The following is a 25071-nucleotide window of genomic DNA, read 5'->3' as shown; positions in this document are numbered from 1 at the left end:
TCACGCTCGTGGGTGGTGCTGTTGATGTAGCTGGCGTAACCGCTCAGTAGCTACATGCGTATAAATTTGTGTGGTGGACAAATCGCTGTGTCCAAGCAACATCTGTACGACTCGCAAATCCGCACCATGGTTCAGTAAATGCGTGGCAAATGCGTGTCGCAGAACGTGCGGTGACAGCTTTTCGCTATCGATTCCAGCCTGCACCGCATAGTGCTTAATGCGATGCCAGAATGTCTGGCGCGTCATTTGTTGGGCACGATTGCTCGGGAAAACAGTATCAATCGACACGCCATTGAGCAGCCATGGCCGCCCATGCTCCAGGTAGTTTTCCACCCAGTAAACCGCCTCTTCGCCCATCGGCACCAGGCGTTCTTTATTACCTTTACCGATGACTCGCACCACACCCTGACGCAGGCTGACATCACTCATTGTCAGGCCGACTAACTCAGATACGCGCAGCCCGGTAGCATACAATAATTCGAGCATCGCTTTATCACGCAACTCAATAGGCTGATCTATACAAGGAGCTTGCAGTAGACGTTCTACCTGCGCTTCGCTTAAATCTTTCGGCAAACGCTGCGGTAGTTTGGGCGATGAAAGCATCACACTCGGGTCATCTTCGCGTAATTTTTCGCGGTAGAGATACTGAAACAACCGACGAATCGCGCTCAGCATACGCGCTGAACTTGTTGCTTTATATCCACCTTCAAGGCGCTCAGCAAACAGCGACTGCAAATCGCCAGTTTGCACATTCAGCAGACTCAGAGAGTGACGTTCCAGCCACTCCGCCACCATCTTCAGATCCCGACGGTAGGAGTCTAACGTGTTTTGTGCCAGATTCCGCTCAAGCCAGAGCGCATCAAGAAATTGTTCGATTCGGGCCAGATCCTGTTCCACTACAGCCTCACATTTGGCGAATTGTGTCCATTATGCATGATGCACAATGGGATCTGATACACTTGCAATCCTGCACGTTTTTAAAAGAGTTGTTAACGCGATGAACATTGGCCTTTTTTATGGCTCCAGCACTTGTTACACCGAAATGGCTGCCGAAAAAATTCGTGACATCATTGGCCCGGAACTGGTGACACTGCACAATCTGAAAGATGATTCACCAGCCATGATGGAACAATACGATGTGTTAATTCTCGGTATCCCCACCTGGGATTTCGGCGAATTACAGGAAGACTGGGAAGCCGTCTGGGATCAACTGGATAATCTGAATCTTGAAGGCAAACTGGTTGCGCTTTATGGCATGGGCGATCAGCTCGGCTACGGTGAATGGTTCCTTGATGCTCTGGGCATGCTCCACGACAAACTGGCCCCACGCGGCGCTCAGTTTATTGGCTATTGGCCAACTGAAGGTTACGAGTTTACTAGCCCGAAACCGGTTATTGCCGATGGGCAACTGTTCGTTGGCCTGGCGCTTGATGAAACCAATCAGTACGATTTAAGCGATGAGCGAATCGAAACCTGGTGTGAGCAAATTCTTGCGGAAATGGCCGAACATTTTGCCTGAAAGCTGTTTAAGCTTCCCCACTTCCACTCGCCTGTTGTTGCAGCATCAGGCGACGTAAATCACGCCACTCACCCGTGTCCATGCTATCAGCGGACAGCCATAAATGCTGGCAGCGTTTGCGCCCGACTCGTCGTAAGCGCAGCATCATGCCACTGCGTAAAACCCAAGGGGAACCAACGATTTCCCACTCCTGGTTTTGCCAACGCAGATGGTAGTCGGTCAGAAGTTTCATTTCGCCCTGGCAGGCATGGATGCGCCGCTGGCTGCGCACACTGTCAAATACAACCAGCGAAAGTAGCAGCATCCAGATTAGCGTATAGCTCATCGGCCACGGCATTAGCAGCACTAATAGGGCGACCAGACCATGAGCCAAAAGAGACAGCCATTGTGCACGCCAGGAGACGCGAAGATCAGATTGCCACAGGACCACGTTCTTTATTCCGTGTCTGAATCAGTGTCACCATCCGTTCCAGCTCTGTATCTGCCGGTTTGCCATGATTCATTAACCAATTGAACAGGTCTGGATCATCGCTTTCCAGCAAACGGACAAACAACTGCTTATCCTCAGTGCTTAACGAGTCATATTCATATTCGAAGAATGGCATAATCGAAATATCCAGCTCGCGCATTCCCCGGCGGCACGCCCAATGAATCCGGGCTTTGTTATTGATATCCATGTGCTCTTTCCTGGTTCTCTGACAAAGTAGGTACAAATGTTAGTGTAACGTGTTTTTATGGCACGCATTAAATGAATGTTACCGTTTGCGCGCTTTATCGTGAGAAAAATCTGTAATGCGTTGCTGTTGCATTAACCTTGCGAGAAAACGCGTAAGCGCACAACTCGCGTTATCAAACTGCTTGCATTGCCAAATGGCTCTTTTACCATTGAGCCAATTCATTTGCTCAAAACCCAGGGACATAACTATGGCTTTCACTCCATTTCCTCCGCGTCAGCCTACGGCCGCAGCCCGCCTGCCGCTAACACTCATGACTCTTGATGATTGGGCACTGGCAAGCGTGACAGGCAAAGATGCAGAAACCTACCTACAAGGCCAGGTCACGACCGACGTTGCACAACTGGCTGCAAATCAGCACACACTTTGCGCGCATTGTGACGCGAAAGGGAAAATGTGGAGCAACCTGCGCCTGTTCCATCGTGGCGAGGGTTTTGCCTTGATTGAGCGCCGAAACCTGCGTGATGCGCAGCTTGTTGAGCTAAAAAAATATGCAGTATTTTCCAAAGTCACCATCGCTCCAGATGATGAAAGCGTGCTGATGGGCGTTGCAGGTTTCCAGGCTCGCGCTGCGCTGGCTAATCTCTTTGCCACCTTGCCTGATGCAGAGAATCCGGTTGTACAAGAAGGTGCTACCACGCTCCTATGGTTCAACTTACCTGCCGAGCGTTTCATGCTGGTAACTGATGAATCTACCGCGCAAATACTGGCTGAAAAATTACAGGGTGAAGCACAGCGTAACGACAGCCAGCAATGGTTAGCTCTGGAGATTGAAGCCGGTATTCCGGTTATTGAACCGGTTAACAGCGCGCAGTTCATCCCACAGGCAACGAACCTTCAGGCGCTGGGCGGTATCAGCTTCAAAAAAGGTTGTTACACCGGTCAGGAAATGGTGGCTCGTGCGAAATTCCGTGGCGCTAACAAGCGTGCTCTATGGTATCTCGCAGGCAAAGCCAGCCGCTTACCGGAAGCTGGTGAAGACCTGGAGTTGAAAATGGGTGATAACTGGCGTCGCACCGGTACGGTACTGGCAGCCAGCCAGCTTGATGATGGGCGAGTATTGGTTCAGGTTGTGATGAACAACGATCTGGAAGCCAATAGCGTGCTGCGCGTTCGTGATGATGTCGGCAGCGAGCTGGTTATTGAGCGACTGCCATATTCGTTAGAAGATGAGTAAAACAACCCGCCGTCGCCCTGCACATGGGGCGACGGATAATTAATGAATATAGAGATAAATCGCAAGGAAGTGGCATACACTGCCGCCGAGCACAAAACCGTGCCAGATTGCATGGTTGTAGGGAATACGCTTGCAGACGTAGAAAATCACTCCCAGCGAGTAAATCACCCCGCCAACTGCCAACAGCGTTACACTGCCCGGTGCGAGTTTAATTACCATCTGATAAATAACTACCAACGATAACCAGCCCATCAGCAGATAAGTCACTAATGACAAAACTTTAAAGCGATGAGCGATAGTGAGCTTAAAGAGAATACCGGCCAACGCCAGCCCCCAAATCACAACCATCAGTCCACGCGCCAGTGGCGAATCCAGGCCCACGAGTAAAAAGGGCGTATACGTCCCGGCTATCAATAAATAAATTGCGCAGTGGTCAAATTTTTTCAGCCAGCGCTTGGCGGGTTGATGGGGAATCGCGTGATACAACGTTGATGCGAGAAACAGCAAAATCATGCTGCCGCCGTACAGGCTATAACTGGTTATTGCTGTCACACTTGCGTTAGCATCAACCGCCTGTATCAGTAACAAAACCAGCCCGACAATCCCAAAAACCAGTCCTATACCATGGCTAATACTGTTGGCGATTTCCTCCGCCATTGAATATCCTTTCGCTATCAATGGTTTGTCAGACATATGGCAACTCCCGGTGAGACAAAAAATGGATAATGCATCGCAACTCTACCCAAAATAATTCGAGTTGCATAAAGGCGGCGACGCAGTGAGTCCCCTGGAGCTTACTTGAGTAAGTGACGGGGCTGAACGAGGAAGACCAACGCGTAGGCAGCTCGAAGAATGATGGGTAGAGCATAGCTGAGAACGATTCCAGCTAACACCTGTACGCTAAAATAAATCAATCAAAATTTATAACGGTATCGATACAATATATTCACACCAATAATTTACTAATGGAGCACCAGGATGACGCAGCTAGCTTTCGGCGCAATGAGTGAAGTGATTAACTTTCTGATGGAGATCGACAAGCTAAAACTTGTTGAGCGCCGTACTAAGATTATCGGTCATGGTCGCCCCGAGAACTCCGCTGAACATAGCTGGCATTTTGCCGTAGCAGCCATGAGTCTTGCTCCCTTCGCTCCAGAAAATGTTGATATTTGCCGCGTCGTCCAGATGGCATTACTGCATGATATCGTCGAGATAGATGTCGGTGATGTCCTGGTTTATGACCTTGCCGCTCGCGCAGCCATTGCCGAGAAAGAAGCCATCGCAGCTGAAAGGTTGTTTGGATTGTTACCTGAACCACAGAGCACTCTGTTTTTACAGCTATGGCTGGAATATGAAGCCGGTGCCACCGCCGATTCTCGCTTTGCAGGAGCACTCGATAGAATCCTCCCTATCCTGCAAAATTTGCATAACGATGGGCAAAGCTGGCGCGAGAATGGAATTTCGCTCGAACAAGTGTTGAAGCGCAACGCGCTGGTGGGCGAAAGCTGGCCCGAATTATGGCAACATGTCGTCGGTCATTTATATTCAGCGCAAGAAAAAGGCTGGTTAATTTAATTCGGGAAGACCCAGATGTTTACTCATGCAGCAATTGCCAATCTCAATGGCCTGGAAATGCTGGTCTATAATTTTGTCATCAAAAATCGTGACAAAGTGATGTACATGACAATCCGCGAGTTGGCTGATGCGGTGGGTGTTTCCACGACAACAGTGCTGCGTTTTTGCCGCAAGCTAAATTGCGAAGGCTATTCTGAATTTCGTGTGCGCTTTAAATTGTATCTTGAGCAAAATGATGAGCAGCTGGTTAATTTTGGCCCGAGTGAAATAATCAGCTTTTTTAAAAGCACTAATAATGAAGAGTTTGATAATTTAATTGATCAGGCAGTTGATATTATTTGTTCATCAGAACGAATTATATTTGTCGGAGCAGGTACTTCGGGTGCTTTGGCTAAATATGGTGCACGTTTCTTTTCTAATGTCGGAAAATTTAGTAACCATATTGATGACCCTTATTTCCCAGTCACTAATGATATGGCGAAAAATGCCCTGGCAATTGTTCTTTCAGTCTCCGGTGAAACAGAAGAGATCCTGCGCTTCGCCAGCCAGTTCAGCCTGCACAACTGTAAAGTGCTCTCCATTACCAGCCACGAGAACTCAGCGCTGGCGAAGCTTGCTGACTTTAATATCTCCTGGCACATTCCACTTACACGCGTCGGCGGGGTGTATGACATCACCACGCAAATCCCTGTCATTTATATTTTAGAGACCATAGGCCGTAAATTGGCTAAGAAAATGGCATAAAAAAACAGCCTGTTTTTTCCGTGTAACAAATCACATGAATCGTGATTTGTTATATCGTGACAATTAAATCTCATTTGCTAGACTCCAGACCAGAGCTTATTAATGCGCTGCCATTTTGTGATGTATCCCACATTATTTCTGGCACTGACAGTGAGATTACAAAATATGAAAAAACTGACTTTACCGAAAGATTTTTTATGGGGCGGTGCAGTTGCTGCACACCAGGTTGAAGGTGGCTGGAACAAAGAAGGTAAAGGCCCAAGTATCTGTGATGTGCTAACCGGTGGCGCTCATGGCGTGCCGCGTGAAATCACTCAGGAAGTTATCCCTGGAAAATATTACCCGAACCATGAAGCCATCGATTTCCATGGCCGTTACAAAGAAGACATCGCGCTGTTTGCAGAGATGGGCTTCAAATGCTTCCGCACCTCAATCGCCTGGACGCGTATTTTCCCGAAAGGCGACGAACTTCAGCCTAATGAAGAAGGGCTGAAATTCTATGACGACATGTTCGATGAGTTGCTGAAATACAACATTGAGCCGGTTATCACCCTATCCCACTTTGAAATGCCACACCATCTGGTTACCGAATACGGTGGCTGGACCAACCGTAAAGTGGTCGATTTCTTTGTTCGTTTTGCCGAAGTGGTGTTTGAACGCTACAAGAGCAAAGTGAAATACTGGATGACCTTCAACGAAATCAATAACCAGCGCAACTGGCGAGCGCCGCTGTTTGGTTATTGCTGCTCCGGCGTGGTTTACACCGAACACGATAACCCGGAAGAAGTGATGTATCAGGTCCTCCATCACCAGTTCGTCGCAAGTGCGATGGCGGTGAAAATTGGTCACCGTATCAACCCTGAGATGCAAATTGGCTGCATGCTGGCGATGGTGCCGCTGTATCCTTTCTCCTGCAAACCAGAAGATCAAATGTACGCCCAGGAATCCATGCGCGAACGTTATGTGTTCACCGACGTGCAACTGCGTGGTTACTACCCTTCTTACGTGTTGAACGAGTGGGAACGCCGCGAATTCAATATCAAAATGGAAGCAGGCGATGAGCAAATCCTGCGTGAAGGTGTATGCGATTACCTCGGCTTCAGCTATTACATGACTAACGCCGTGAAGGCTGAAGGCGGTAGTGGTGATGCACTATCTGGCTTCCAGGGCAGCGTACCGAACCCGCACGTTAAAGCGTCTGATTGGGGTTGGCAAATTGACCCGGTTGGCCTGCGTTACGCGCTCTGTGAGCTGTATGAACGCTACCAGAAACCACTGTTCATCGTTGAGAATGGTTTTGGCGCTTATGACAAAGTGGAAGAAGATGGCTCAATCAACGACGATTACCGCATTGATTATCTGAAAGCTCATGTTTCCGAAATGATGAAAGCGGTCACGTATGACGGCGTAGATTTGATGGGATATACCCCATGGGGCTGTATCGACTGTGTTTCGTTCACCACCGGTCAGTACAGCAAACGCTACGGCTTTATCTATGTGAACAAGCACGATGATGGTACTGGCGATATGTCCCGCTCACGCAAGAAGAGCTTTAACTGGTACAAAGAAGTGATTGCTAGTAACGGCGAAAACCTCTGATTAATTTGATCAATCTTGCGCCCCCATTTGCGGGGCGCTTTTAATTCAGGTAGGCAACCCAAAACGGAAGCAGGCACCGGTTTCTGGTCTTTCCACCAGCGCAATATCGCTGCCGTGCAGTTGCAGCATCTGGCGCACAATCATCAGCCCTAATCCACCAACTCTAATATGTGACTGATTGATAATCGACGGGCGTACAAACAATCCCTCTTTCAGTTCCTGTGGGATACCCGGCCCACTATCGCTAATTTGCACCATCACCTTTTCGCCCTCTTTCCACAATCGAACCGCGACAGTTCCTTGCTCTGGCGTATGGCGAATCGCATTGTCGAGCAAGTTAGTCAGCACCCGCTCGATCATCCCCAAATCCGCATCAATTAACGGCAAGCCAGGCTGAATATCGGCCACCAGTTGCAACTGACGAGTTTGCGTCATAAGTTCGAATTTCTGGAAGACATCCTGCAGCAACTCGCTCAGACAAAAATGCTCTTTCTGCGGCTTCACAACGCCGTATTCCAGACGCGCGAGTTCAAATAATGATTGTGCAAGAGTCCGTACTTTCTGGCTCTGCGCTAAAGCGATTTCCAGATACCGTTTTTTCTCAGCTTCGGAAAGTGTTGCTGACATAACAGATAAGCTTTCCAGATAACCGTGAAGTGAGGTTAACGGCGTGCGCAGGTCATGAGAAATATTGGCGATAAACTCACGGCGCAACTGGTCTTGCTGCGAAAGACGGTGCCACTGTTCCGAAATCCGCCGCGCCATCATGATAACCCCCTGGCGTAATAGGCTAATTTCATCATTGCTGTGTACTTTTTCGGAGGGGAGCGCGGCCATCGCCTGCATTTCCGCCATGCCACCGGTTTCCAGCGCATTAACCTGACGTGAAAGCGAGCGCAGTGGCCGAGTAATCCAGCGAAATGCCAGTCCACCAACAATTAGTCCAAGCAATGCAACCAGGCTGATAGAGAGCAGAACCACTTTAAACAACGTATTCGACTGCGCGTCGCTGGCAAGCGCATTGTAATTTTCACCGAGCAAAATGACATACAGATAGCCTTTCACCTGCCCGTTTTGCCGCATCGGGGCCACGCTAAAAACTTTTTTGCCATCGATACTGCGTGGATCATCACCGTAGATCGGATACTGCCGATCGTTAAGAGCTGACTGGATCGGCTCCAGATCGACTTGACGGCGTTTAATATGATCCGGCGGTGCGGCATCGCCAATGATGTTGCCTTTATCATCCAACAGATAAACTTCAACGCTTGGGTTCACCGTCATCAGATGATCAAACAGCGTGCGCACCGAATCATTATTCAGGCCATCTTGCCCAAGCAGCGGGTAGCTCTGGTTGATATGTTCAGCCAGTGAACCTGAAAGTTGTTGAATCACCGCCTGACTGTATTGCGTGCTGGTGCGAATTTGCAACCACCCCAGCAGGGAGCAAGAGGTGATGAGCAACAACGCAAAAACCAGAGTCAGGCGCTGTGAAAGAGTGAGTTTTCGCATGTTTTACTCGTGTCGCGGTGCGATGAATTTATATCCTTTTCCCCACACCGTCAGAATGAATTCAGGTTCTGCGGGGTTATCTTCAATCTTGATGCGCAGCCGATTGATGTGCGTGTTTACCGTATGTTCATAACCTTCGTGCTGATAACCCCAAACCTGGTTGAGCAAATTCAGCCGTGAGAAAACTTTGCCAGGGTGTTTGGCAAAAAACCACAGCAAGTCAAACTCACGCGGTGTCAGTTCAACAGGTTGTTGTCTGAGGCGCACATCTCGCGCCAGTGGGTCAATCGTAAGTCTTTCAAAAGTCAGTGTTCCTGCATCCTGCATGAGGTTCTGGCTCATCGCTTCCTGGCGGCGGAATAGTGCTTTCACACGAGCCACCAACTCCAGCATAGAAAACGGTTTAGCCAGGTAATCATCCGCGCCCAATTCCAACCCCAAAACCCGATGTGTTTCGCTTGAGCGCGCGCTGATCATCACGATCGGCGTATAGCGTGTCATGGTGCGGGCATGGCGACATATTTCCAGGCCATCAACGCCAGGCAGCATAAGATCCAAAATCAAGGCATCCCATCCACCCTGCTTAAGCAATTCCAGGCCCTGCGAACCATCGGCCGCATGGACAATCTCATAGCCTTCTTCTCGCAAATGGAGTTGCAAGAGCTCTGCAATATTTTCGTCATCCTCGACGATTAGTAACTTTTTGGGCTTCATCACTTCGCCTTTTATACCTGCGTTAAAGGAAGTCTATACAACAAACGGGTGTGGAGTTATCACATTTAATTTAACTTTTCGTGAGGCTTTGGCGAACAGATTTAGGCCACACTCATTTCAACGCAATAACCGGAAATAAAACGATGGATACTCCAACGTTTCAGGTTAAACCCATTATCGTTCATCCGATGTGGTTGAGGATTTGCCACTGGTTGAATGCACTAGCGATGCTTGTCATGGTGGCAAGCGGATGGCGGATTTATAACGCCTCGCCGCTGTTTAATTTTACTTTTCCAGCTGAGTTAACCCTCGGTGGTTGGTTAGGCGGTGCGTTGCAGTGGCATTTCGCAGGAATGTGGCTCTTTGGCATTAATGGCGTGGTTTATCTGCTGATTAATATTTTCAGCGGTCGCCTGAAACGCAAATTCTGGCCTTTGTCGCCACGCGAGTTAATCAAAGATTTTGTTGCAGCACTGCGCGGAAAGTTAGCTCATGAAGATCTTAGCCACTACAACACCGTACAAAAACTGGCGTATTTGTTCGTGATATTCGACGGGATCATTCTTGTTTGTTCAGGCCTGGTGATTTGGAAATCAGTGCAGTTTCCACTATTACGCGAATTATTGGGTGGTTATGACAACGCGCGTTTTATTCATTTTTATGCCATGTCTGGAATGGTGGGGTTTGTCGTCATTCACCTAATTATGGTGGCGCTGGTGCCAAAAACTTTACTCGCTATGCTGCGTGGGCGATAAGGGAAAAAGATGAACAATAAAAATAAGCTTTTCTCTGACTCCGATAAAGCAGTCATTATTCACGATGCCACGAAAGAAATTAATAAGCAGTTATCATCAGAAGGCCGCCGTCGTTTTTTAAAACAAGGTTTAACGCTGGGTGGTTTGATGATGCTAACCGGTTGCGATATTAGTGATAATCAATCGGTAGAAAACACATTAAGCCGTATTTCACGCTTTAATGACCGGGTGCAAGGCTGGTTATTTAATGCCAATGACCTGGCTCCGGTTTATCCGGAAAGTATGATGACACGCCCATTCCCCTTCAATGCTTTTTACAGTGAAGAGGAAGCACCTGTGGTTAATGGCGACGCATACCGCCTGGAAATCGCCGGTTTAGTGGCTGATAAACGCCCGTGGACACTCGCCCAACTGCACCAGATGGCGCAGGTCAGTCAGGTGACACGGCATATATGTGTTGAAGGATGGAGTGCCATTGGCAAATGGGACGGCGTGCCGTTCTCGCTATTTCTCAAAGGCATTGGTGCCGATTTAAACGCCCGTTACGTCAGTTTCAAATGCGCTGACGATTACTACACCAGCATTGATATGGCAACAGCGTTACATCCACAAACCATTATTGCATTAACTTACGACGGAGAAATATTGCCACGTAAATATGGTTTCCCCATGAAATTAAGAATGCCAACCAAGTTAGGTTATAAAAACCCAAAGCATATTTTGGTTATGGAAGTCACCAATCGTTATCCCGGAGGTTATTGGGAGGATCAGGGTTATAATTGGTTCGGAGGAAGTTAATACCCTTCATAATTCAAGCGACAGCTACGTTGACTGTCACTCGAATTATTTTGGGTATCATTAATCACTGTAGTTAATTAAACGACGAGGATATAAAAAATGAAAAAACTCTACACAGCTCTGATGTGCTCAGCATTATTCTTTGGCGTAACGGCTGCAAATGCTGCCGATAATATGGCTAAAGATAATATGGCCAAAGATAACATGGAGAAAATGTCCCATGACTGCTCTAAAGACAGTATGAAAAAAGACTGCATGTCGAAAGACAATATGTCAAAAGACGGCATGTCTAAGGATCATATGTCTAAGGACAATATGGCTAAAGACGAGATGGGTAAAAAGTAATAACCTGAATAATGGCAGTTCACCGAACATTCAGGTGACTGCCATTGATTTTATCTGCCGCCCGCTAAATCCAGGAAACTTCCCGTCACGTAAGAGGCGTTATCGCTTAGCAACCAGGCGATGGCCTGCGCGACCTCTTCTGGCTGGCCACCACGTTTCATCGGCAAGAGATCTTTTACGCGGTCGACTCTCCCGGGTTCACCACCAGAAGCATGCATTTCGGTATAGATAAAACCTGGCCGCACGCCATTTACACGAATACCCTGCGCAGCAACTTCCAAAGAAAGCCCGGTGGTTAACGTGTCTACCGCACCTTTCGACGCCGCATAATCAACATATTCGCCCGGTGCACCTAAACGTGCCGCGGCAGACGACACATTAACAATCGCGCCCCCTTTTCCACCGTGGCGAAACGACATGCGTTTTACGGCTTCACGGCAGCAGAGAAAATAGCCGGTGACGTTAGTCGCCAGCACGCGATTAATACGTTCTGCCGTCAGTTCTTCAATGGTGGATTGCTGGAACAAAATCCCGGCGTTGTTGACCAGCGCGGTCACCGGCCCGAAAGCATTGTCGATTTCTACGAACATCGCCATCACTTGAAGTTCATCAGCAATATCCGCTTTGATGGCAAGTGCCTTGCCGCTGTGCGCACGAATAATACTTACCACTTCATCAGCGGCTTGTTTGCTTTGCTGATAATTAATCACGACTTTGTAGCCAGCCTGTGCCAACAGGATAGCAGTCGCCCTACCAATGCCACGACTTGCGCCCGTTACCAGAACCACACCCATTTTGCCTCCTGATCTACAGATAAAACAAAGGGCACCGAAGTGCCCTTAAGAGTATATAGCGGGATAAATATTACTGATATTCGCTCATCGGCACACAAGAGCAGAACAGATTGCGGTCGCCGTATACATCATCCAGACGTTTCACTGTTGGCCAGTATTTGTTGCTATGGCCTACCGGGAACACCGCCAATTCGCGGGTATATGGATGCGTCCAGTCAGCCACGATTTCGTCCTGCGTGTGCGGCGCATTAACCAGCGGGTTGTCTTCCAGCGGCCATTCACCACGCGCAACACGGTCGATTTCAGTGCGGATAGTCAGCATCGCGTCGATAAAGCGATCCAGCTCCAGTTTGCTTTCTGACTCGGTTGGCTCAACCATCAACGTACCCGCAACCGGGAAAGACATAGTTGGCGCATGGAAACCGAAGTCAATCAGTCGCTTAGCAATATCCAGCTCGCTGATGCCAGTCTCTTCTTTCAGTGGGCGAATATCGAGAATACATTCATGCGCCACATGGCCACTGCGCCCGGTATAAAGAATCGGGAAGGCGGATTTCAGGCGAGTCGCAATATAGTTAGCATTCAGGATCGCCGTCTGGCTTGCCTTTTTCAGCCCCTGCGCGCCCATCATGCGGATGTACATCCAGCTGATTGGCAGAATTGATGCACTACCAAACGGTGCTGCGGAAACCGCGCCCTGCTGGGTTAACATCTCTTCAATTTGCACCACGCTGTGGCCTGGTACGAACGGAGCCAGGTGCGCTTTCACCCCAATTGGACCCATACCTGGGCCGCCACCGCCGTGTGGAATACAGAAGGTTTTGTGCAGGTTGAGGTGCGAAACATCCGCGCCGATATAGCCCGGTGAAGTAATCCCCACCTGTGCGTTCATGTTCGCACCATCCAGGTAAACCTGGCCGCCGAATTGATGCACAATCTGGCAGACTTCGCGGATGGTTTCTTCATACACACCATGGGTAGACGGGTAAGTCACCATGATACAAGACAGCGCATCGCCCGCTTGCTCTGCTTTAAGACGCAGATCGTGAAGATCGATGTTACCTTGTTTATCACAGGCGACCACCACCACTTCCATACCCGCCATTTGCGCTGATGCCGGGTTTGTACCGTGCGCAGAGCTTGGGATCAGGCATAGATTACGGCTGCCTTCGTTGCGGCTTTCGTGGTAGCGACGAATCGCCAGCAGACCCGCATATTCACCTTGAGCCCCAGAGTTTGGCTGCATACAAAGCGCGTCGTAACCGGTCAGTTTCACCAGCCAGTCAGATAGTTGGGAGATCATCTGGTGATAACCTTCCGCCTGGTTTGCCGGGCAGAACGGGTGCAGTTCAGCAAATTCCGGCCAGGTGATTGGGATCATCTCAGCCGCAGCATTCAGCTTCATGGTGCAGGAACCCAGCGGGATCATCGCCTGATTCAACGCCAGATCTTTGCGCTCGAGCGAGTGCATATAGCGCATCATTTCAGTTTCGCTGTGGTAGCGATTGAACACCGGATGCGTCAGGATCGCATCTTCACGCAGCATTCCTTTCGGAACAGACAGGCTATCGCCCGCCACGTTTTGGTCGAGTTTGTCGATATCCAGACCGTGGTTGTCACCCAGTAAAACGGTGAACAGCGCCTGAACATCTTCGCGGGTGGTCGCTTCATCAAGCGTAATGCCAACCGCGTTAAGAATATCGCTGCGCAGGTTGATTTCATTGGCTTCGGCACGAGCCAGCACACCAGCTTTATCGGTGACTTCGACACACAAAGTGTCGAACCAATGTTTATGACGCAGCACCAGCCCTTTTTGTTGCAGGCCAGAAGCCAGAATATCGGTCAGGCGATGAATGCGCCCTGCAATGCGTTTCAGGCCAGCCGGGCCGTGGAACACCGCATACAGGCTGGCGATGTTTGCCAGCAGAACCTGGGAAGTACAAATGTTGGAGTTCGCTTTTTCGCGGCGGATATGTTGCTCGCGAGTTTGCATCGCCATGCGCAGCGCGGTGCGGCCCGCGGCATCGCGAGAAACGCCGATAATACGGCCTGGCATGGAACGCTTGAATTCATCGCGTGCAGCAAAGAATGCGGCATGCGGGCCACCGTAGCCCATTGGCACGCCGAAACGCTGTGCGGAACCAAACACAATGTCGGCACCTTGCTTGCCTGGTGCGGTCAGCAGAACCAGCGTCATAAAGTCAGCGGCAACGCTCACGATGACTTTACGTTGTTTCAATTCGCTAATTAGCGCGCTGTAATCATGTACTTCGCCGGTGGTGCCCACTTGTTGCAACAGCACACCGAACACGTCCTGGTGATCCAGCACTTTCGCAGCGTCGTCAACAATCACGTCAAAACCAAAGGTTTCAGCACGGGTGCGCACCACATCCAGCGTTTGCGGGTGTACGTCAGCGGCAACAAAGAAGCGGTTGGCGTTTTTCAGTTTGCTGACGCGCTTGGCCATGGCCATGGCTTCGGCAGCGGCAGTCGCTTCGTCCAGCAAAGAAGCCGAGGCGATATCAAGGCCAGTAAGATCCAGCGTCACTTGCTGGAAATTAAGCAGAGCTTCAAGACGGCCTTGGGATACTTCAGGTTGATACGGCGTGTACGCGGTATACCAGCCTGGATTTTCCAGCATGTTACGTAGAATCACCGGCGGAGTTTGCACCGCGGTATAACCCATGCCGATATACGTTTTAAAGCGCTTGTTACGGCTGGCGATGGTCTTTAATTCAGCCAGGGCCGCGAATTCAGTTGCAGCCTCACCCACCTGTGGTGGCTCGGCAAGCTGGATATCAGCCGGAACGATCGAAGCGATCAGCTCGTTTAACGAACGAGCGCCCACCGTCTCCAGCATTTCGTGTTGCTGCTGTGCGTCTGGTCCAATGTGGCGGTCGATAAACGCTTCGTGATTTTCAAGCTGACGTAAAGACTGGGTCATGAGCGGTGATTCCTGAAGTGTTTCCCCTCACCCGAGAGGATGAGGGGATAAAAGATTTATTCGTCTTCGAGTAAGGCTTCGTACGCGGTTGCATCCAGCAAACCATCCAGTTCGGACTCGTCGCTCGCTTTGATCTTGAAGATCCAGCCCGCCGCGTATGGCTCGCTGTTGATTAGCTCAGGCGAGTCGCTCAGCTCAGTGTTGACTGCGATGATTTCACCGCTGATTGGCGCGTAAATATCGGAAGCCGCTTTTACAGATTCGGCAACGGCGCAATCATCACCAGTGCTGACTGTTGCGCCCACTTCTGGCAGGTCGACAAACACCATATCGCCCAGCAGCTCTTGCGCGTGCTCGGTGATACCAATGGTGTAAGTACCATCAGCTTCTTTACGCAGCCACTCGTGTTCTTTGCTGTATTTCAATTCGTTCGGCACATTGCTCATTGTTTTTCTCCTGATTTCAAATTCACTGCGCGACAGCTTTACCGCCGCGAACAAAAATTGGTTTGGTTACTTTGACCGGCATTTCTCGGTTGCGGATTTGAACAATGGCGGTTTCGCCAATGCCCGCAGGAACGCGTGCCAGAGCAATGCTGTAACCTAACGTCGGCGAGAAGGTCCCGCTGGTGATAACGCCTTCACGGATGTTGCCTGATTCATCAGTAAAACGAACAGGCAGCTCATTACGTAATACGCCTTTTTCCGTCATGATCAAGCCAACAAGCTGGTCCGTGCCTTTCTCACGCTGGCTCTCCAGGGCTTCACGGCCAATAAAATCACGGTCTTCAGGCTGCCAGGCGATAGTCCAACCCATATTCGCGGCCAATGGAGAAACACTCTCATCCATTTCCTGGCTATACAGGTTCATACCGGACTCCAGACGCAGCGTGTCACGCGCGCCAAGGCCGCAAGGTTTCACGCCAATCTCGACCAGTTGCGCCCAAAATTCGGCAGCTTTTTCGTTTGGCATGGCAATTTCATAGCCCGCCTCACCGGTATAACCGGTGGTCGCAATAAACAGATCGCCCGCCTGAACACCAAAGAATGGTTTCATGCCAGCAACCGCTTTGCGTTGTTCTTCAGTAAATAGCTGCGCGGCTTTAGCCTGAGCGTTTGGCCCTTGCACAGCAATCAGTGAAAGATCATCACGCACGCTGACTTCAACCGCGAACGGTTCGGCGTGTTGATTAATCCAGGCCAGATCTTTTTCGCGGGTGGCAGAGTTCACCACCAGGCGGAAGAAGTCTTCGGTCTGGAAATAGATAATCAGGTCATCGATAACACCGCCGGAGGCATTGAGCATGGCGGTGTAGAGGGCTTTACCCGGCTGGGTCAGTTTGGCTACGTCGTTGGCGACGAGATAACGCAGGAATTCGCGAGTACGGGCACCTTTCAGGTCAACGATGGTCATGTGGGAGACATCAAACATCCCGGCATCGTTGCGCACGGCATAGTGCTCATCAATCTGCGAGCCATAGTGCAATGGCATCATCCAGCCGTGGAAATCCACCATGCGCGCACCGCAGAGATTGTGCTGATCAAACAAAGGGGTCTTTTGAGTCATTTTTTCCTCTTTAACCATCTGGTTGAAAAGCGCTGTTCGCTTTTCTTTTCGTCAGACGAAACCCAGCATCGCCACCGATCCCGATAGCGACGCAAACGTTACCTTTTGCCTGAACTTACCATTGAATGAGGGAGTAAACCATAAGGCTCAAACGGTCATTGCATTAGCTTATGACCAAAATCGCAGGCACATGGTGCAGAGCATTCGACTGTAAAAATGCGAGTCGCTACGCATAAACAGGAAGTGTTTAAGTCAGAATTTAGCGTTAGCTAACATTTACGACCATTTCAGAAACAAATTCACTACATCGCTAAAAATGCGGGATGAGAAAAAGTAATCCGAAATAACAGGTGAGATTAGAATTTTTCAAATGAGGAGGGTGTTTCCCTTTCCAATAAAAGGAAAGGGAAATGTGACGTAGTTATCTTAACCAATTCGGTAAATCGTGTAGGCCCATCGCCTGCTTAACAAGTTGCGGTTTTACACCCGGAAGCGTATCCGCCAGTTTCAGACCGATATCGCGCAGCAATTTCTTCGCCGGATTGCTGCCGGCAAACAGATCGCGGAAACCCTGCATGCTGGCAAGCATCATCGCCGCACTATGTTTACGGCTACGCTCGTAGCGACGCAGATACAAATACTGCCCGATGTCTTTGCCCTGGCGATGCAAACGACGCACTTCCTCAATTAGTTCAGCGGCATCCATAAACCCAAGATTCACACCTTGCCCAGCTAACGGATGAATGGTGTGTGCCGCATCGCCAACCAGCGCCAGACGGTGAGCCGCAAAATTGCGCGCGTAACGGCCTGTCAGCGGGAACACCTGGCGTTCGCTTTCAACACTGCACAAACCAAGGCGCATATTGAATGCTACGGACAGCGCCTGGTTAAATTCTTCATCGCTTGCCTGTTGCAAACGTTCAGCTTCCAGCGGCGGCAATGACCAGACAATTGAACATAAATGCGGGTCACTTAATGGCAGGAAGGCCAAAATCCCTTCGCCATGAAACACCTGACGAGCCACTGCTTCATGGGGTTCGGCGGTACGGATGGTGGCAACCAAAGCATGATGGCGATAATCCCAAAAAGTGAGCGGGATATCGGCCTGGTTGCGCAGCCAGGAGTTGGCACCATCAGCCCCGACGACCAAACGCGCGGTGAGCATTGAGCCGTCTTTCAGCGTTATGAACGCCTCGTTTTCACCCCACGCAACCTGTTGTAATTCGGCAGGAGCCATTAGGGTGACATCACTGCACTGCTCAGCTCGTTGCCACAATGCATGATGAATTACCGAGTTTTCGATAATGTGGCCAAGATGGCTGAAACCAAAGGATTTATCGTCAAAAGCGATATGCCCGAAGCTGTCTTGATCCCACACTTCCATGCCGTGATAGCAACTGGCACGTTGGGCAACAATTTTTGGCCATGCACCAAGATGAGTGAGCAATTTTTCGCTGGCAGCATTGATGGCCGAAACACGCAAAGCGGGTGCAGATTCAGGTGCCAGCGGCTTTGGGAGATGGTTCTCCAGCACCGCAACACGCAAACCACTGCCTTGCAAGCCACAGGCAACCGCCAGCCCAACCATGCCACCACCAACAATCGCCACATCAACGCTTTGCAAATTGACTCTCCTTTAACATTCTTAAACCTGCTCACCAGGCGTATATGTTGCAACCAGTTTGGATCGGGAGTGCGCGGAGAAGCCGGAGCGTACTAAAGTACGTGAGGATTTCGAGCACATTCCCGGGGCAAAATGGCAAATAAATAAGGCTGGTGGCAGGTTTTAACGCGCAACCCAGCCTAGCGTACGCTGCGCCAGCGCATCACGTGCAGGAGTAAAATGTTCCATCGCTATCAGCCCAAGATTTCGTCCAACAACCAGCGGAGCCCAATGATTGGCGAACAGCCGAACTAAGCCATCGGTCACGCCAATGGTGGCATTTTTATCTTCATAACGGCGCTGCTGATATTCAACCAAAACGCCGTAACTGCCAATATCCTGAGATGCTTCATGTGCCATTGCCAGGTTTTCAGCCAGCGACATCACATCGCGTAAACCCAGGTTAAATCCCTGCCCGGCAATCGGATGCAAAGTTTGCGCGGCATTTCCCACCAGCGCAACGCGGTGCGAAACCGGCTGCGAAGCGGTGGTCAGCGCCAGCGGATATTGCGAGCGCACACCGGCATGTGTGATGCGACCAAGCCGCCAGCCAAATGCGCGTTGCAGTTCATTGCAGAACCGCTCGTCATCCCACTGCGCAATGTCAGCCTGAGCCGCCAGAGGATGGCACCACACCAGCGAACAGCGCCCATCAGACATCGGTAACATTGCCAGCGGCCCATGCTCGGTAAAACGCTCAAAAGCACGGCCATTATGGGACTGCGATGTGATGATATTGGCGATCACCGCCACTTGCCGATAATCCTGCTGCTGCCAGGTCACGCCACACTGCGCGGCAAGCGCCGAGCGCGAACCATCTGCAGCCACCAACAATTGGCCTTCAATACATTCGCCATTATCGAGCTTAACGCTCACTTTATCGGTTTCGCGAGTAAAGGACGCGACACGTTGCGGGCAATGCAAGGTCACGCCCGGCGCTTTACGCAGTAAAGCAAATAATCGCAGACCGACATCATGCAGCTCTACCACCTGCCCTAACGCAGATATTTGATAATCCTGAGCTTCGAGAGTGACAAAACCTGCATACCCACGATCGCTGACATGAACTGTAGTAATCGCCGTCGCGCACTCTTTGAGAGCAGGCCACACGCCGATGCGCGTCAGCTGCTGGCAGGTGCCTTGCGCGATGGCGATTGCGCGGGCATCAAAACCGGGATGCGCCGCTGATTCTGGCGCTGCCGCTTCAATCAAGTGAACCGGCAGTTTTCCGTGGGTTAGATGCGATATCGCCAGCGCAAGCGTCGCACCCGCCATACCGCCCCCGACAATAATCACGCTCATGACTGACGCGCCGCCGCCATTAATGCTTCGATATCGTCTGCCGATTTCACCACGCTGGCCGTCAGGTTTTCGTTACCGTCGACGGTGATAAGAATATCGTCTTCAATACGAATACCAATGCCACGGTACTCGGCGGGCACATCTGCATCTGGTGCAATGTATAAACCGGGTTCAACGGTAATAACCATTCCCGGCTCAAGCACCCGAGAGCGATCCTGCCCGTATGCGCCTACGTCGTGTACATCCAGCCCCAGCCAGTGGCTCAGGCCGTGCATAAAGAACGGGCGATGGGCGTTGTCAGCAATCAGTTGATCAACCTCACCTTTGAGAATGCCGAGTGTCACCAGCCCGCTAATCATAATGCGCACCACTTGCGTGGTAACTTCCTGCATCGAGGTGCCTGGGCGGTAGAGTTGTAGAGCAGTTTCAAGGGATTCGAGAACGATGTCGTAAATCGCACGCTGCGGAGCGCTGAATTTGCCGTTCACCGGGAAGGTACGTGTGATGTCACCGGCATAGCCTTTGTATTCGCAACCGGCGTCGATTAATACCAAATCGCCATCACGCATTTGGCTTTCATTTTCGGTGTAATGAAGAATACAGGCGTTTTCACCGCTGCCGACAATCGTGTTGTAAGACGGGAAGCGTGCGCCGTGGCGGTTAAATTCGTGAAGGATTTCGCCTTCAAGCTGGTATTCAAACATGCCCGGACGGCATTTTTCCATCGCGCGGGTGTGCGCCAGCGCGGTGATTTCCCCGGCGCGGCGCATGGCGACTATCTCTTCTTCCGACTTAAACAGGCGCTGCTCGTGAACCCACGGACGCCAGTCGGTCAATGTCGCGGGTGCGACAAGATTCTGGCGTGAACCACGGCGCAGTTTATCAAGGGCGGCAAAAACGATGGTGTCAGCGTAAGCGTGTTCGCCCTGCGCGTGATAGACAACATCGAGACCATTGAGCAACTGATGCAGTTGCTCATCAATTTCGGAAAATGCCAGCGCACGGTCGACGCCCAGTTTTTCGGGTGCCGCTTCCTGGCCAAGGCGACGCCCAAACCAAATTTCTGCGGTTTTATCGCGCAGGCGATTGAACAGCACGCTGTGATTATGGGTTTCGTCGCTTTTAATCAGTACCAGTACAGCTTCAGGTTCGTTGAAACCGGTGAAGTACCAGAAATCGCTGTTCTGGCGATACGGGTACTCACTGTCGGCACTGCGTGTTACCTCGGGAGCGGCAAAGATGAGCGCGGCGCTTGCCGGTGCCATTTTGGCTAACAACGCCTGACGGCGACGGAGAAATTCGTGCTGATTCATTACACCTCCTGGAGCGATACCTTTCGTCGTTTTTAGTGTAGCGTTGGTTTCTGCACTTCCGGCGCGGTCGGAACCGGGCGAGTAAAGGTGTCGTGGCACAGCAACGCGGCAACTCGCACGTACTCGATGATCTCTTCGAGCGACATTTCCAGCTCTTCTTGATCTTCGTCTTCGTCGTAGCCCAGCTGCGCGATGTTACGCAAATCGTCGATAGCTTCGCCGGTTTCGCCGGTGACTTTATCGAGCTTAGGCTGCGTTACGCCAAGGCCCAGCAGGAAGTGGTTTACCCAACCCGCCAGTTCATCGGCACGCTGGAATACGGTAACGTCGTCGCCGTCGGGCAGGTAAAGCTGGAACAGGAAACCGTCATCTTCCAACGAATCGCTCGTTGCACCGTGCATCTGGCGCAATGTATCGGCAAGGTTTTGACCAAAGGCCAGCCCTTCGTTTGTCAGGTCGTGTAGCTGTGGCTGCCAGCTGGTATCTTTGTTGCCACCACACAGCATGCCGCTAATCAGGCCGTGCATTTCGGAGGCCGTCAGACCCACACCTTGTTGGTTCAATAGTTGGCCGACTAAGTCATAGTCAGGCATAGTGTTCTGTATAGACATGCGCATTCGCCATCGTTGGCAGGGATAGTTCATGTTATGCTACCACCAGGGACCCCAAGGCACCAGAAAAGGGCTTGTATCTTCATTTCGGGATAGCTATAGTGACGCCCCTTTCGTTACCAGGTACGGTAAACGAAGGCAGGCGAGTTAACAGCAGGAAGGTGGCATGTCTGCACAACCAGTCGATATCCAAATTTTCGGTCGTTCATTGCGCGTGAATTGTCCGCCTGAACAACAGGATGCACTGAATCTTGCGGCGGAAGAGCTTAATCAACGGTTGCAAGATTTAAAAGTTCGCACTAGAGTCACAAATACTGAGCAGTTAGTTTTCATCGCAGCACTGAACATTTGCTACGAGTTGGCTCAGGAAAAATCGAAAACCCGCGACTACGCTTCCAATATGGAAGAACGTATTCGGATGTTACAGCAGACCATCGAACAAGCGTTGCTTGAGCAAGGTCGCATAACAGAAAGACAGGGTCCAAATTTTGAATAACACTTCACAGTTACCTATGGTAGAGTAACTTTGAAGACCAAATTTCTCTGAGATGTTTGCATGCGGGCCAGTCCCCTGAGCCGATATTTCATACCACAAGAATGTGGTGCTCCAGATTCTGTGAGCATGCTCGGTCCGTCCGAGAAGCCTGATGATTCTGACGCTGCATTCACCTTGAACCAAGGGTTCAAGGGTTACAGCCTGCGGCGGCATCTCGGAGATTCCCTCTTTCTACCAAATTAGTCATTACCATGACGAAAATTCAGCTAATCCCATCGCTTCGCTCAGATATCCGGCAACATATTCGGCAACGACGCCGCGCACTCACTCCAACTGAACAACACCATTTTGCTGAACTTGCCGCTGTGCGCATGCTTGCTTATGAGCCCATTGCGAAAGCTGCGACGGTCGCTGTGTTTTTGTCGTTTGACGGTGAGCTGGATACCACGCCACTGATACGCGCCTTATGGCAAGCGGGAAAAACCGTTTACCTGCCCGTCCTGCATCCCTTTAGTAAAGGCAATTTGCTGTTCCTGCGTTATGCCGAGGATAGCCATCTGGTGATGAATCGTCTGAAAATCCTTGAGCCTAAACTTGATGTGCGTGACGTACTGCCGCTGGATAGACTGGATGTGCTGATTACGCCGCTGGTGGCATTCGACGAGCAAGGGCAAAGACTGGGAATGGGTGGTGGTTTTTACGACCGTACGTTGCAGAACTGGCAGCAGCATGGCTTGTGGCCGGTTGGGCTGGCACACGATTGCCAGCACGTTCCGGCGTTACCTGCGCAAGAATGGGATATCCCGTTGCCTGCAGTGGTCACGCCATCGCGTATTTGGCAGTGGTAACTTCAGGCTACGCGCAGTTTCAGTAGCTGTTTTGTGTGCCAGTATTGCAGTATCAAAACTGTAGTCAGCGCACCTAGAAGCGCACAAAACATATCTGATTGCGTGTCCCAGACATCGCCCTGCGTACCCAAAAACTCATCTGCTCCCTGCCCTAATGACAGCGCCGCCGCCCATTCAACGAGTTCATAAACCGCACTGATGGCGAGCGCTACGCAGCACACCAGAAACGCGACCATTTTGCGCCCACGGACATAGCCACCACGAATCAGGATTTCCCGCGCTGCCAGTGCAGGAACCAGCCCCTGGAAAAAATGGCCGAGCTTGTCATAAGGGTTGCGGCTCAGGCCGAACCATTCCTGCACATCAAAGCCAATGGGTACTTTCGCGTAGGTATACAAACCGCCGACCATCAAAATAATGGCGTGGAAGAAAATCAGCATATACAGCAGCGGAGTCAGCGGGTAGCGAGCGTGAGTCGCTAAAAGCAGAGGGACGATAATAATGACCGGCGTGACCTCCATCAGCCAGGTAAGCCTGTCTGCGGTGCTAAGGCCCGTATAGATGAGAATCAATAGCAGTATAAAGGCACCGGATTTTAAGAATGTACTGGTCATGTTGTTTCGCCGCCTGGCTAAAAGCGTAACTATCCGTGGGACAGGCTAAAAAAACAACTCAGGAAAAGGACTTTAAGAAAAAACAGGAGCCATGCAGGCTCCCGTAGATTTGAGATTAGTAAAGCAGACGAGCGCGAATAGTGCCTGGAATCGCCTTCATAGATTTCAGTGCAGCTTCAGCAACATCTTCTTCAGCGTCCACATCTATCACCACATAACCCATTTGCGGCGTTGTTTGCAGGTACTGAGCGGCGATGTTGATGCCTTGCTCGGCAAAAATCTGGTTAAGCGCGGTCAAAATCCCCGGGCGGTTTTCGTGAATGTGCAGCAAACGGCTGGTGCTTCCACCGTGCAACGGCAGGGAAACCTCTGGGAAGTTAACCGCAGACAACGTTGAGCCGTTATCAGAGTATTTTGCCAGCTTGCCAGCCACTTCCAGACCGATGTTTTCCTGCGCTTCCTGAGTAGAACCGCCGATGTGCGGAGTCAGGATCACGTTATCAAATTCACACAGTGGTGAGTTAAACGGATCGCTGTTAGTCGCAGGCTCAGTTGGGAACACATCGATTGCCGCGCCAGACAGATGCTTACGTGCTAAAGCATCACACAGGGCAGGAATATCCACCACAGTGCCACGTGCGTCATTGATAAGCAGCGCGCCCGGCTTCATTAGTGCCAGTTCATTGGCACCAATCATATTTTTAGTGGAAGCATTTTCAGGCACATGCAGGCTGACTACGTCGCTCATATTGAGCAAATCTGACAAGTGCTGCACCTGAGTAGCATTGCCTAACGGCAGTTTGTTTTCGATATCGTAGAAGAATACGTTCATGCCAAGCGCTTCAGCCAAAATACCCAACTGAGTCCCGATATGGCCGTAACCAATGATGCCGAGTTTCTTGCCGCGCGCTTCATAAGAACCCACAGCCACTTTATTCCACACACCACGATGTGCTTTAGCATTAGCTTCTGGCACACCACGAATCAGCAGCAACAGTTGGCCAATAACCAGTTCAGCAACAGAACGCGTGTTGGAGAACGGAGCATTAAACACTGGCACGCCGCGTTTAGCCGCAGCATTCAGGTCAACCTGGTTAGTACCGATGCAGAAACAGCCCACAGCCACCAGCTTTTCAGCTGCAGCCAGAACATCTTCAGTTAAGTTAGTGCGGGAACGCAGACCAATGAAATGCGCATCACGGATCGACTCTTTCAGGGCTTCGCTGTCCAGCGCGCCTTTGTGGTATTCGATGTTGGTATAGCCTGCTGCGCGAAGGTTATCCACGGCTTTCTGGTGTACGCCTTCCACCAGCAGGAATTTAATCTTGTCTTTATCCAGTGATACTTTTGCCATTTCCCGACCCTATTTTTAGAACTGATGTTGTGCTGTGTGATAAGACACCCTTCTGCCAAAATATCAAAAAATACGGGCGGGGCAATATAAACGA

26 protein-coding genes and 1 other RNA gene are annotated in these 25071 nt (G+C 50.6%); 11 read left to right on the top strand and 16 right to left on the bottom strand.

The genetic code is table 11. The annotated features are described in order from the left end of the window. Complete coding sequence (gene xerD, locus GC128_RS04025) at window positions 1-897, bottom strand: site-specific tyrosine recombinase XerD (protein WP_151993200.1); 897 nt, start codon at window positions 895-897, stop codon at window positions 1-3. 100 nt (window positions 898-997) lie between these two features. On the opposite strand from xerD, the gene fldB reads away from it, so the two are divergent. Further along, the gene (gene fldB, locus GC128_RS04020) at window positions 998-1519 is read left to right on the top strand and encodes a flavodoxin FldB (RefSeq protein ID WP_151993199.1); all 522 of its coding nucleotides are present in this window, start codon (window positions 998-1000) and stop codon (window positions 1517-1519) included. Between the two features lie 7 nt (window positions 1520-1526). Here the strand turns inward: fldB and GC128_RS04015 are convergent, their stop codons facing one another. Together GC128_RS04015 and sdhE are read right to left on the bottom strand one after the other, a co-directional pair. Beyond that, on the bottom strand, window positions 1527-1949 hold the full coding sequence (locus tag GC128_RS04015) for a protein YgfX (protein WP_064513587.1): 423 nt from the start codon (window positions 1947-1949) through the stop codon (window positions 1527-1529). Continuing rightward, the gene (gene sdhE / locus GC128_RS04010) at window positions 1930-2196 is read right to left on the bottom strand and encodes an FAD assembly factor SdhE (protein WP_151993198.1); all 267 of its coding nucleotides are present in this window, start codon (window positions 2194-2196) and stop codon (window positions 1930-1932) included. The genes GC128_RS04015 and sdhE overlap by 20 nt, the downstream gene beginning before the upstream one ends. A 247-nt stretch (window positions 2197-2443) precedes the next feature. Between sdhE and ygfZ the strand changes: the two genes are divergently transcribed. Continuing rightward, the gene (gene ygfZ, locus GC128_RS04005; RefSeq protein WP_151993197.1) at window positions 2444-3430 is read left to right on the top strand and encodes a tRNA-modifying protein YgfZ; all 987 of its coding nucleotides are present in this window, start codon (window positions 2444-2446) and stop codon (window positions 3428-3430) included. Between the two features lie 39 nt (window positions 3431-3469). Here the strand turns inward: ygfZ and trhA are convergent, their stop codons facing one another. After that, window positions 3470-4123: a PAQR family membrane homeostasis protein TrhA gene (trhA, locus tag GC128_RS04000; RefSeq protein ID WP_151993196.1), complete on the bottom strand. Its 654-nt coding sequence runs from the start codon at window positions 4121-4123 to the stop codon at window positions 3470-3472. 285 nt (window positions 4124-4408) lie between these two features. Here trhA and GC128_RS03995 point away from each other — a divergent pair, with 285 nt between their 5' ends. From GC128_RS03995 to GC128_RS03985, 3 genes are all read left to right on the top strand, one after another. Beyond that, window positions 4409-5005 carry an HD domain-containing protein gene (locus GC128_RS03995; protein ID WP_151993195.1) on the top strand — a complete coding sequence of 199 codons (597 nt, stop codon included), beginning with the start codon at window positions 4409-4411 and terminating at the stop codon, window positions 5003-5005. Window positions 5006-5020: 15 nt separating this feature from the next. Continuing rightward, the gene (locus GC128_RS03990; protein WP_034457717.1) at window positions 5021-5749 is read left to right on the top strand and encodes a MurR/RpiR family transcriptional regulator; all 729 of its coding nucleotides are present in this window, start codon (window positions 5021-5023) and stop codon (window positions 5747-5749) included. A gap of 165 nt (window positions 5750-5914) precedes the next feature. Continuing rightward, window positions 5915-7348, top strand: a complete 1434-nt coding sequence (locus GC128_RS03985; protein ID WP_151993194.1) for a 6-phospho-beta-glucosidase — start codon at window positions 5915-5917, stop codon at window positions 7346-7348. A 45-nt stretch (window positions 7349-7393) separates the two neighbouring features. On the opposite strand, the gene GC128_RS03980 is transcribed toward GC128_RS03985, so the two are convergent. Together GC128_RS03980 and GC128_RS03975 are read right to left on the bottom strand one after the other, a co-directional pair. Further along, on the bottom strand, window positions 7394-8860 hold the full coding sequence (locus GC128_RS03980) for a sensor histidine kinase (protein WP_151993193.1): 1467 nt from the start codon (window positions 8858-8860) through the stop codon (window positions 7394-7396). Between the two features lie 3 nt (window positions 8861-8863). After that, window positions 8864-9577: a response regulator transcription factor gene (locus tag GC128_RS03975; protein WP_151993192.1), complete on the bottom strand. Its 714-nt coding sequence runs from the start codon at window positions 9575-9577 to the stop codon at window positions 8864-8866. Between the two features lie 140 nt (window positions 9578-9717). Between GC128_RS03975 and GC128_RS03970 the strand changes: the two genes are divergently transcribed. From GC128_RS03970 to GC128_RS03960, 3 genes are all read left to right on the top strand, one after another. Further along, window positions 9718-10329: a cytochrome b/b6 domain-containing protein gene (locus GC128_RS03970; RefSeq protein ID WP_151993191.1), complete on the top strand. Its 612-nt coding sequence runs from the start codon at window positions 9718-9720 to the stop codon at window positions 10327-10329. A 9-nt stretch (window positions 10330-10338) separates the two neighbouring features. Continuing rightward, window positions 10339-11127, top strand: a complete 789-nt coding sequence (locus GC128_RS03965) for a molybdopterin-dependent oxidoreductase (protein ID WP_151993190.1) — start codon at window positions 10339-10341, stop codon at window positions 11125-11127. Window positions 11128-11226: 99 nt separating this feature from the next. Beyond that, on the top strand, window positions 11227-11472 hold the full coding sequence (locus tag GC128_RS03960; protein ID WP_151993189.1) for a pentapeptide MXKDX repeat protein: 246 nt from the start codon (window positions 11227-11229) through the stop codon (window positions 11470-11472). A gap of 50 nt (window positions 11473-11522) precedes the next feature. On the opposite strand, the gene GC128_RS03955 is transcribed toward GC128_RS03960, so the two are convergent. The 8 genes from GC128_RS03955 to GC128_RS03920 all read right to left on the bottom strand — a co-directional run bounded on the left by GC128_RS03955 (window position 11523) and on the right by GC128_RS03920 (window position 21665). Then, entirely contained in the window at window positions 11523-12266 is a 744-nt protein-coding gene (locus GC128_RS03955) for an SDR family oxidoreductase (RefSeq protein WP_151993188.1), read from the bottom strand. Window positions 12267-12336: 70 nt separating this feature from the next. Continuing rightward, entirely contained in the window at window positions 12337-15210 is a 2874-nt protein-coding gene (gene gcvP, locus GC128_RS03950) for an aminomethyl-transferring glycine dehydrogenase (RefSeq protein ID WP_151993187.1), read from the bottom strand. 56 nt (window positions 15211-15266) lie between these two features. Further along, window positions 15267-15656, bottom strand: a complete 390-nt coding sequence (gene gcvH / locus GC128_RS03945; protein ID WP_151993186.1) for a glycine cleavage system protein GcvH — start codon at window positions 15654-15656, stop codon at window positions 15267-15269. A gap of 22 nt (window positions 15657-15678) precedes the next feature. After that, entirely contained in the window at window positions 15679-16776 is a 1098-nt protein-coding gene (gcvT, locus tag GC128_RS03940; RefSeq protein WP_151993185.1) for a glycine cleavage system aminomethyltransferase GcvT, read from the bottom strand. Between the two features lie 421 nt (window positions 16777-17197). Then, complete coding sequence (gene ubiI / locus GC128_RS03935) at window positions 17198-18400, bottom strand: FAD-dependent 2-octaprenylphenol hydroxylase (protein WP_151993184.1); 1203 nt, start codon at window positions 18398-18400, stop codon at window positions 17198-17200. Window positions 18401-18562: 162 nt separating this feature from the next. Further along, window positions 18563-19741, bottom strand: coding sequence for a 2-octaprenyl-6-methoxyphenyl hydroxylase (gene ubiH / locus GC128_RS03930; RefSeq protein ID WP_151993183.1), 1179 nt, complete (start codon window positions 19739-19741; stop codon window positions 18563-18565). Beyond that, window positions 19738-21054 (bottom strand): Xaa-Pro aminopeptidase, encoded by a 1317-nt coding sequence (gene pepP, locus GC128_RS03925; RefSeq protein ID WP_151993182.1) that lies wholly within the window; start codon window positions 21052-21054, stop codon window positions 19738-19740. The genes ubiH and pepP overlap by 4 nt, the downstream gene beginning before the upstream one ends. 32 nt (window positions 21055-21086) lie before the next feature. After that, complete coding sequence (locus GC128_RS03920) at window positions 21087-21665, bottom strand: YecA/YgfB family protein (protein WP_151993181.1); 579 nt, start codon at window positions 21663-21665, stop codon at window positions 21087-21089. A 166-nt stretch (window positions 21666-21831) separates the two neighbouring features. Between GC128_RS03920 and zapA the strand changes: the two genes are divergently transcribed. From zapA to GC128_RS03905, 3 genes are all read left to right on the top strand, one after another. Continuing rightward, complete coding sequence (zapA, locus tag GC128_RS03915) at window positions 21832-22161, top strand: cell division protein ZapA (protein WP_034457736.1); 330 nt, start codon at window positions 21832-21834, stop codon at window positions 22159-22161. A 41-nt stretch (window positions 22162-22202) separates the two neighbouring features. Further along, a non-coding RNA gene (gene ssrS / locus GC128_RS03910) (6S RNA) lies at window positions 22203-22386 on the top strand. A gap of 26 nt (window positions 22387-22412) precedes the next feature. Beyond that, window positions 22413-23009 carry a 5-formyltetrahydrofolate cyclo-ligase gene (locus GC128_RS03905; protein ID WP_151993180.1) on the top strand — a complete coding sequence of 199 codons (597 nt, stop codon included), beginning with the start codon at window positions 22413-22415 and terminating at the stop codon, window positions 23007-23009. A gap of 2 nt (window positions 23010-23011) precedes the next feature. On the opposite strand, the gene GC128_RS03900 is transcribed toward GC128_RS03905, so the two are convergent. Together GC128_RS03900 and serA are read right to left on the bottom strand one after the other, a co-directional pair. Beyond that, window positions 23012-23623, bottom strand: coding sequence for a DUF2238 domain-containing protein (locus GC128_RS03900; protein ID WP_151993179.1), 612 nt, complete (start codon window positions 23621-23623; stop codon window positions 23012-23014). A gap of 115 nt (window positions 23624-23738) precedes the next feature. Beyond that, a complete protein-coding gene (serA, locus tag GC128_RS03895) occupies window positions 23739-24977 on the bottom strand; it encodes a phosphoglycerate dehydrogenase (RefSeq protein ID WP_151993178.1) in 1239 nt (412 codons plus the stop codon). Window positions 24978-25071 lie beyond the last annotated feature (94 nt).

The organism is Buttiauxella massiliensis, assembly GCF_902500225.1.
Taxonomy (GTDB): Bacteria; Pseudomonadota; Gammaproteobacteria; order Enterobacterales; family Enterobacteriaceae; genus Buttiauxella; species Buttiauxella massiliensis.
The sequence above is the reverse complement of the archived record's forward strand: the minus strand, read 5'-3'. Positions and strand labels throughout refer to the sequence as shown.

Excerpts from the sequence above, each read along its gene's own strand:
- fldB (WP_151993199.1), top strand. The coding sequence starts at position 998 with ATGAACATTGGCCTTTTTTATGGCTCCAGCACTTGTTACACCGAAATG.
- sdhE (WP_151993198.1), bottom strand. The coding sequence starts at position 2,196 with ATGGATATCAATAACAAAGCCCGGATTCATTGGGCGTGCCGCCGGGGA.
- ygfZ (WP_151993197.1), top strand. The coding sequence starts at position 2,444 with ATGGCTTTCACTCCATTTCCTCCGCGTCAGCCTACGGCCGCAGCCCGC.
- trhA (WP_151993196.1), bottom strand. The coding sequence starts at position 4,123 with ATGTCTGACAAACCATTGATAGCGAAAGGATATTCAATGGCGGAGGAA.
- GC128_RS03995 (WP_151993195.1), top strand. The coding sequence starts at position 4,409 with ATGACGCAGCTAGCTTTCGGCGCAATGAGTGAAGTGATTAACTTTCTG.
- GC128_RS03990 (WP_034457717.1), top strand. The coding sequence starts at position 5,021 with ATGTTTACTCATGCAGCAATTGCCAATCTCAATGGCCTGGAAATGCTG.
- GC128_RS03985 (WP_151993194.1), top strand. The coding sequence starts at position 5,915 with ATGAAAAAACTGACTTTACCGAAAGATTTTTTATGGGGCGGTGCAGTT.
- GC128_RS03980 (WP_151993193.1), bottom strand. The coding sequence starts at position 8,860 with ATGCGAAAACTCACTCTTTCACAGCGCCTGACTCTGGTTTTTGCGTTG.
- GC128_RS03970 (WP_151993191.1), top strand. The coding sequence starts at position 9,718 with ATGGATACTCCAACGTTTCAGGTTAAACCCATTATCGTTCATCCGATG.
- GC128_RS03965 (WP_151993190.1), top strand. The coding sequence starts at position 10,339 with ATGAACAATAAAAATAAGCTTTTCTCTGACTCCGATAAAGCAGTCATT.
- GC128_RS03960 (WP_151993189.1), top strand. The coding sequence starts at position 11,227 with ATGAAAAAACTCTACACAGCTCTGATGTGCTCAGCATTATTCTTTGGC.
- GC128_RS03955 (WP_151993188.1), bottom strand. The coding sequence starts at position 12,266 with ATGGGTGTGGTTCTGGTAACGGGCGCAAGTCGTGGCATTGGTAGGGCG.
- gcvP (WP_151993187.1), bottom strand. The coding sequence starts at position 15,210 with ATGACCCAGTCTTTACGTCAGCTTGAAAATCACGAAGCGTTTATCGAC.
- gcvH (WP_151993186.1), bottom strand. The coding sequence starts at position 15,656 with ATGAGCAATGTGCCGAACGAATTGAAATACAGCAAAGAACACGAGTGG.
- gcvT (WP_151993185.1), bottom strand. The coding sequence starts at position 16,776 with ATGACTCAAAAGACCCCTTTGTTTGATCAGCACAATCTCTGCGGTGCG.
- ubiH (WP_151993183.1), bottom strand. The coding sequence starts at position 19,741 with ATGAGCGTGATTATTGTCGGGGGCGGTATGGCGGGTGCGACGCTTGCG.
- pepP (WP_151993182.1), bottom strand. The coding sequence starts at position 21,054 with ATGAATCAGCACGAATTTCTCCGTCGCCGTCAGGCGTTGTTAGCCAAA.
- GC128_RS03920 (WP_151993181.1), bottom strand. The coding sequence starts at position 21,665 with ATGTCTATACAGAACACTATGCCTGACTATGACTTAGTCGGCCAACTA.
- zapA (WP_034457736.1), top strand. The coding sequence starts at position 21,832 with ATGTCTGCACAACCAGTCGATATCCAAATTTTCGGTCGTTCATTGCGC.
- GC128_RS03905 (WP_151993180.1), top strand. The coding sequence starts at position 22,413 with ATGACGAAAATTCAGCTAATCCCATCGCTTCGCTCAGATATCCGGCAA.
- GC128_RS03900 (WP_151993179.1), bottom strand. The coding sequence starts at position 23,623 with ATGACCAGTACATTCTTAAAATCCGGTGCCTTTATACTGCTATTGATT.
- serA (WP_151993178.1), bottom strand. The coding sequence starts at position 24,977 with ATGGCAAAAGTATCACTGGATAAAGACAAGATTAAATTCCTGCTGGTG.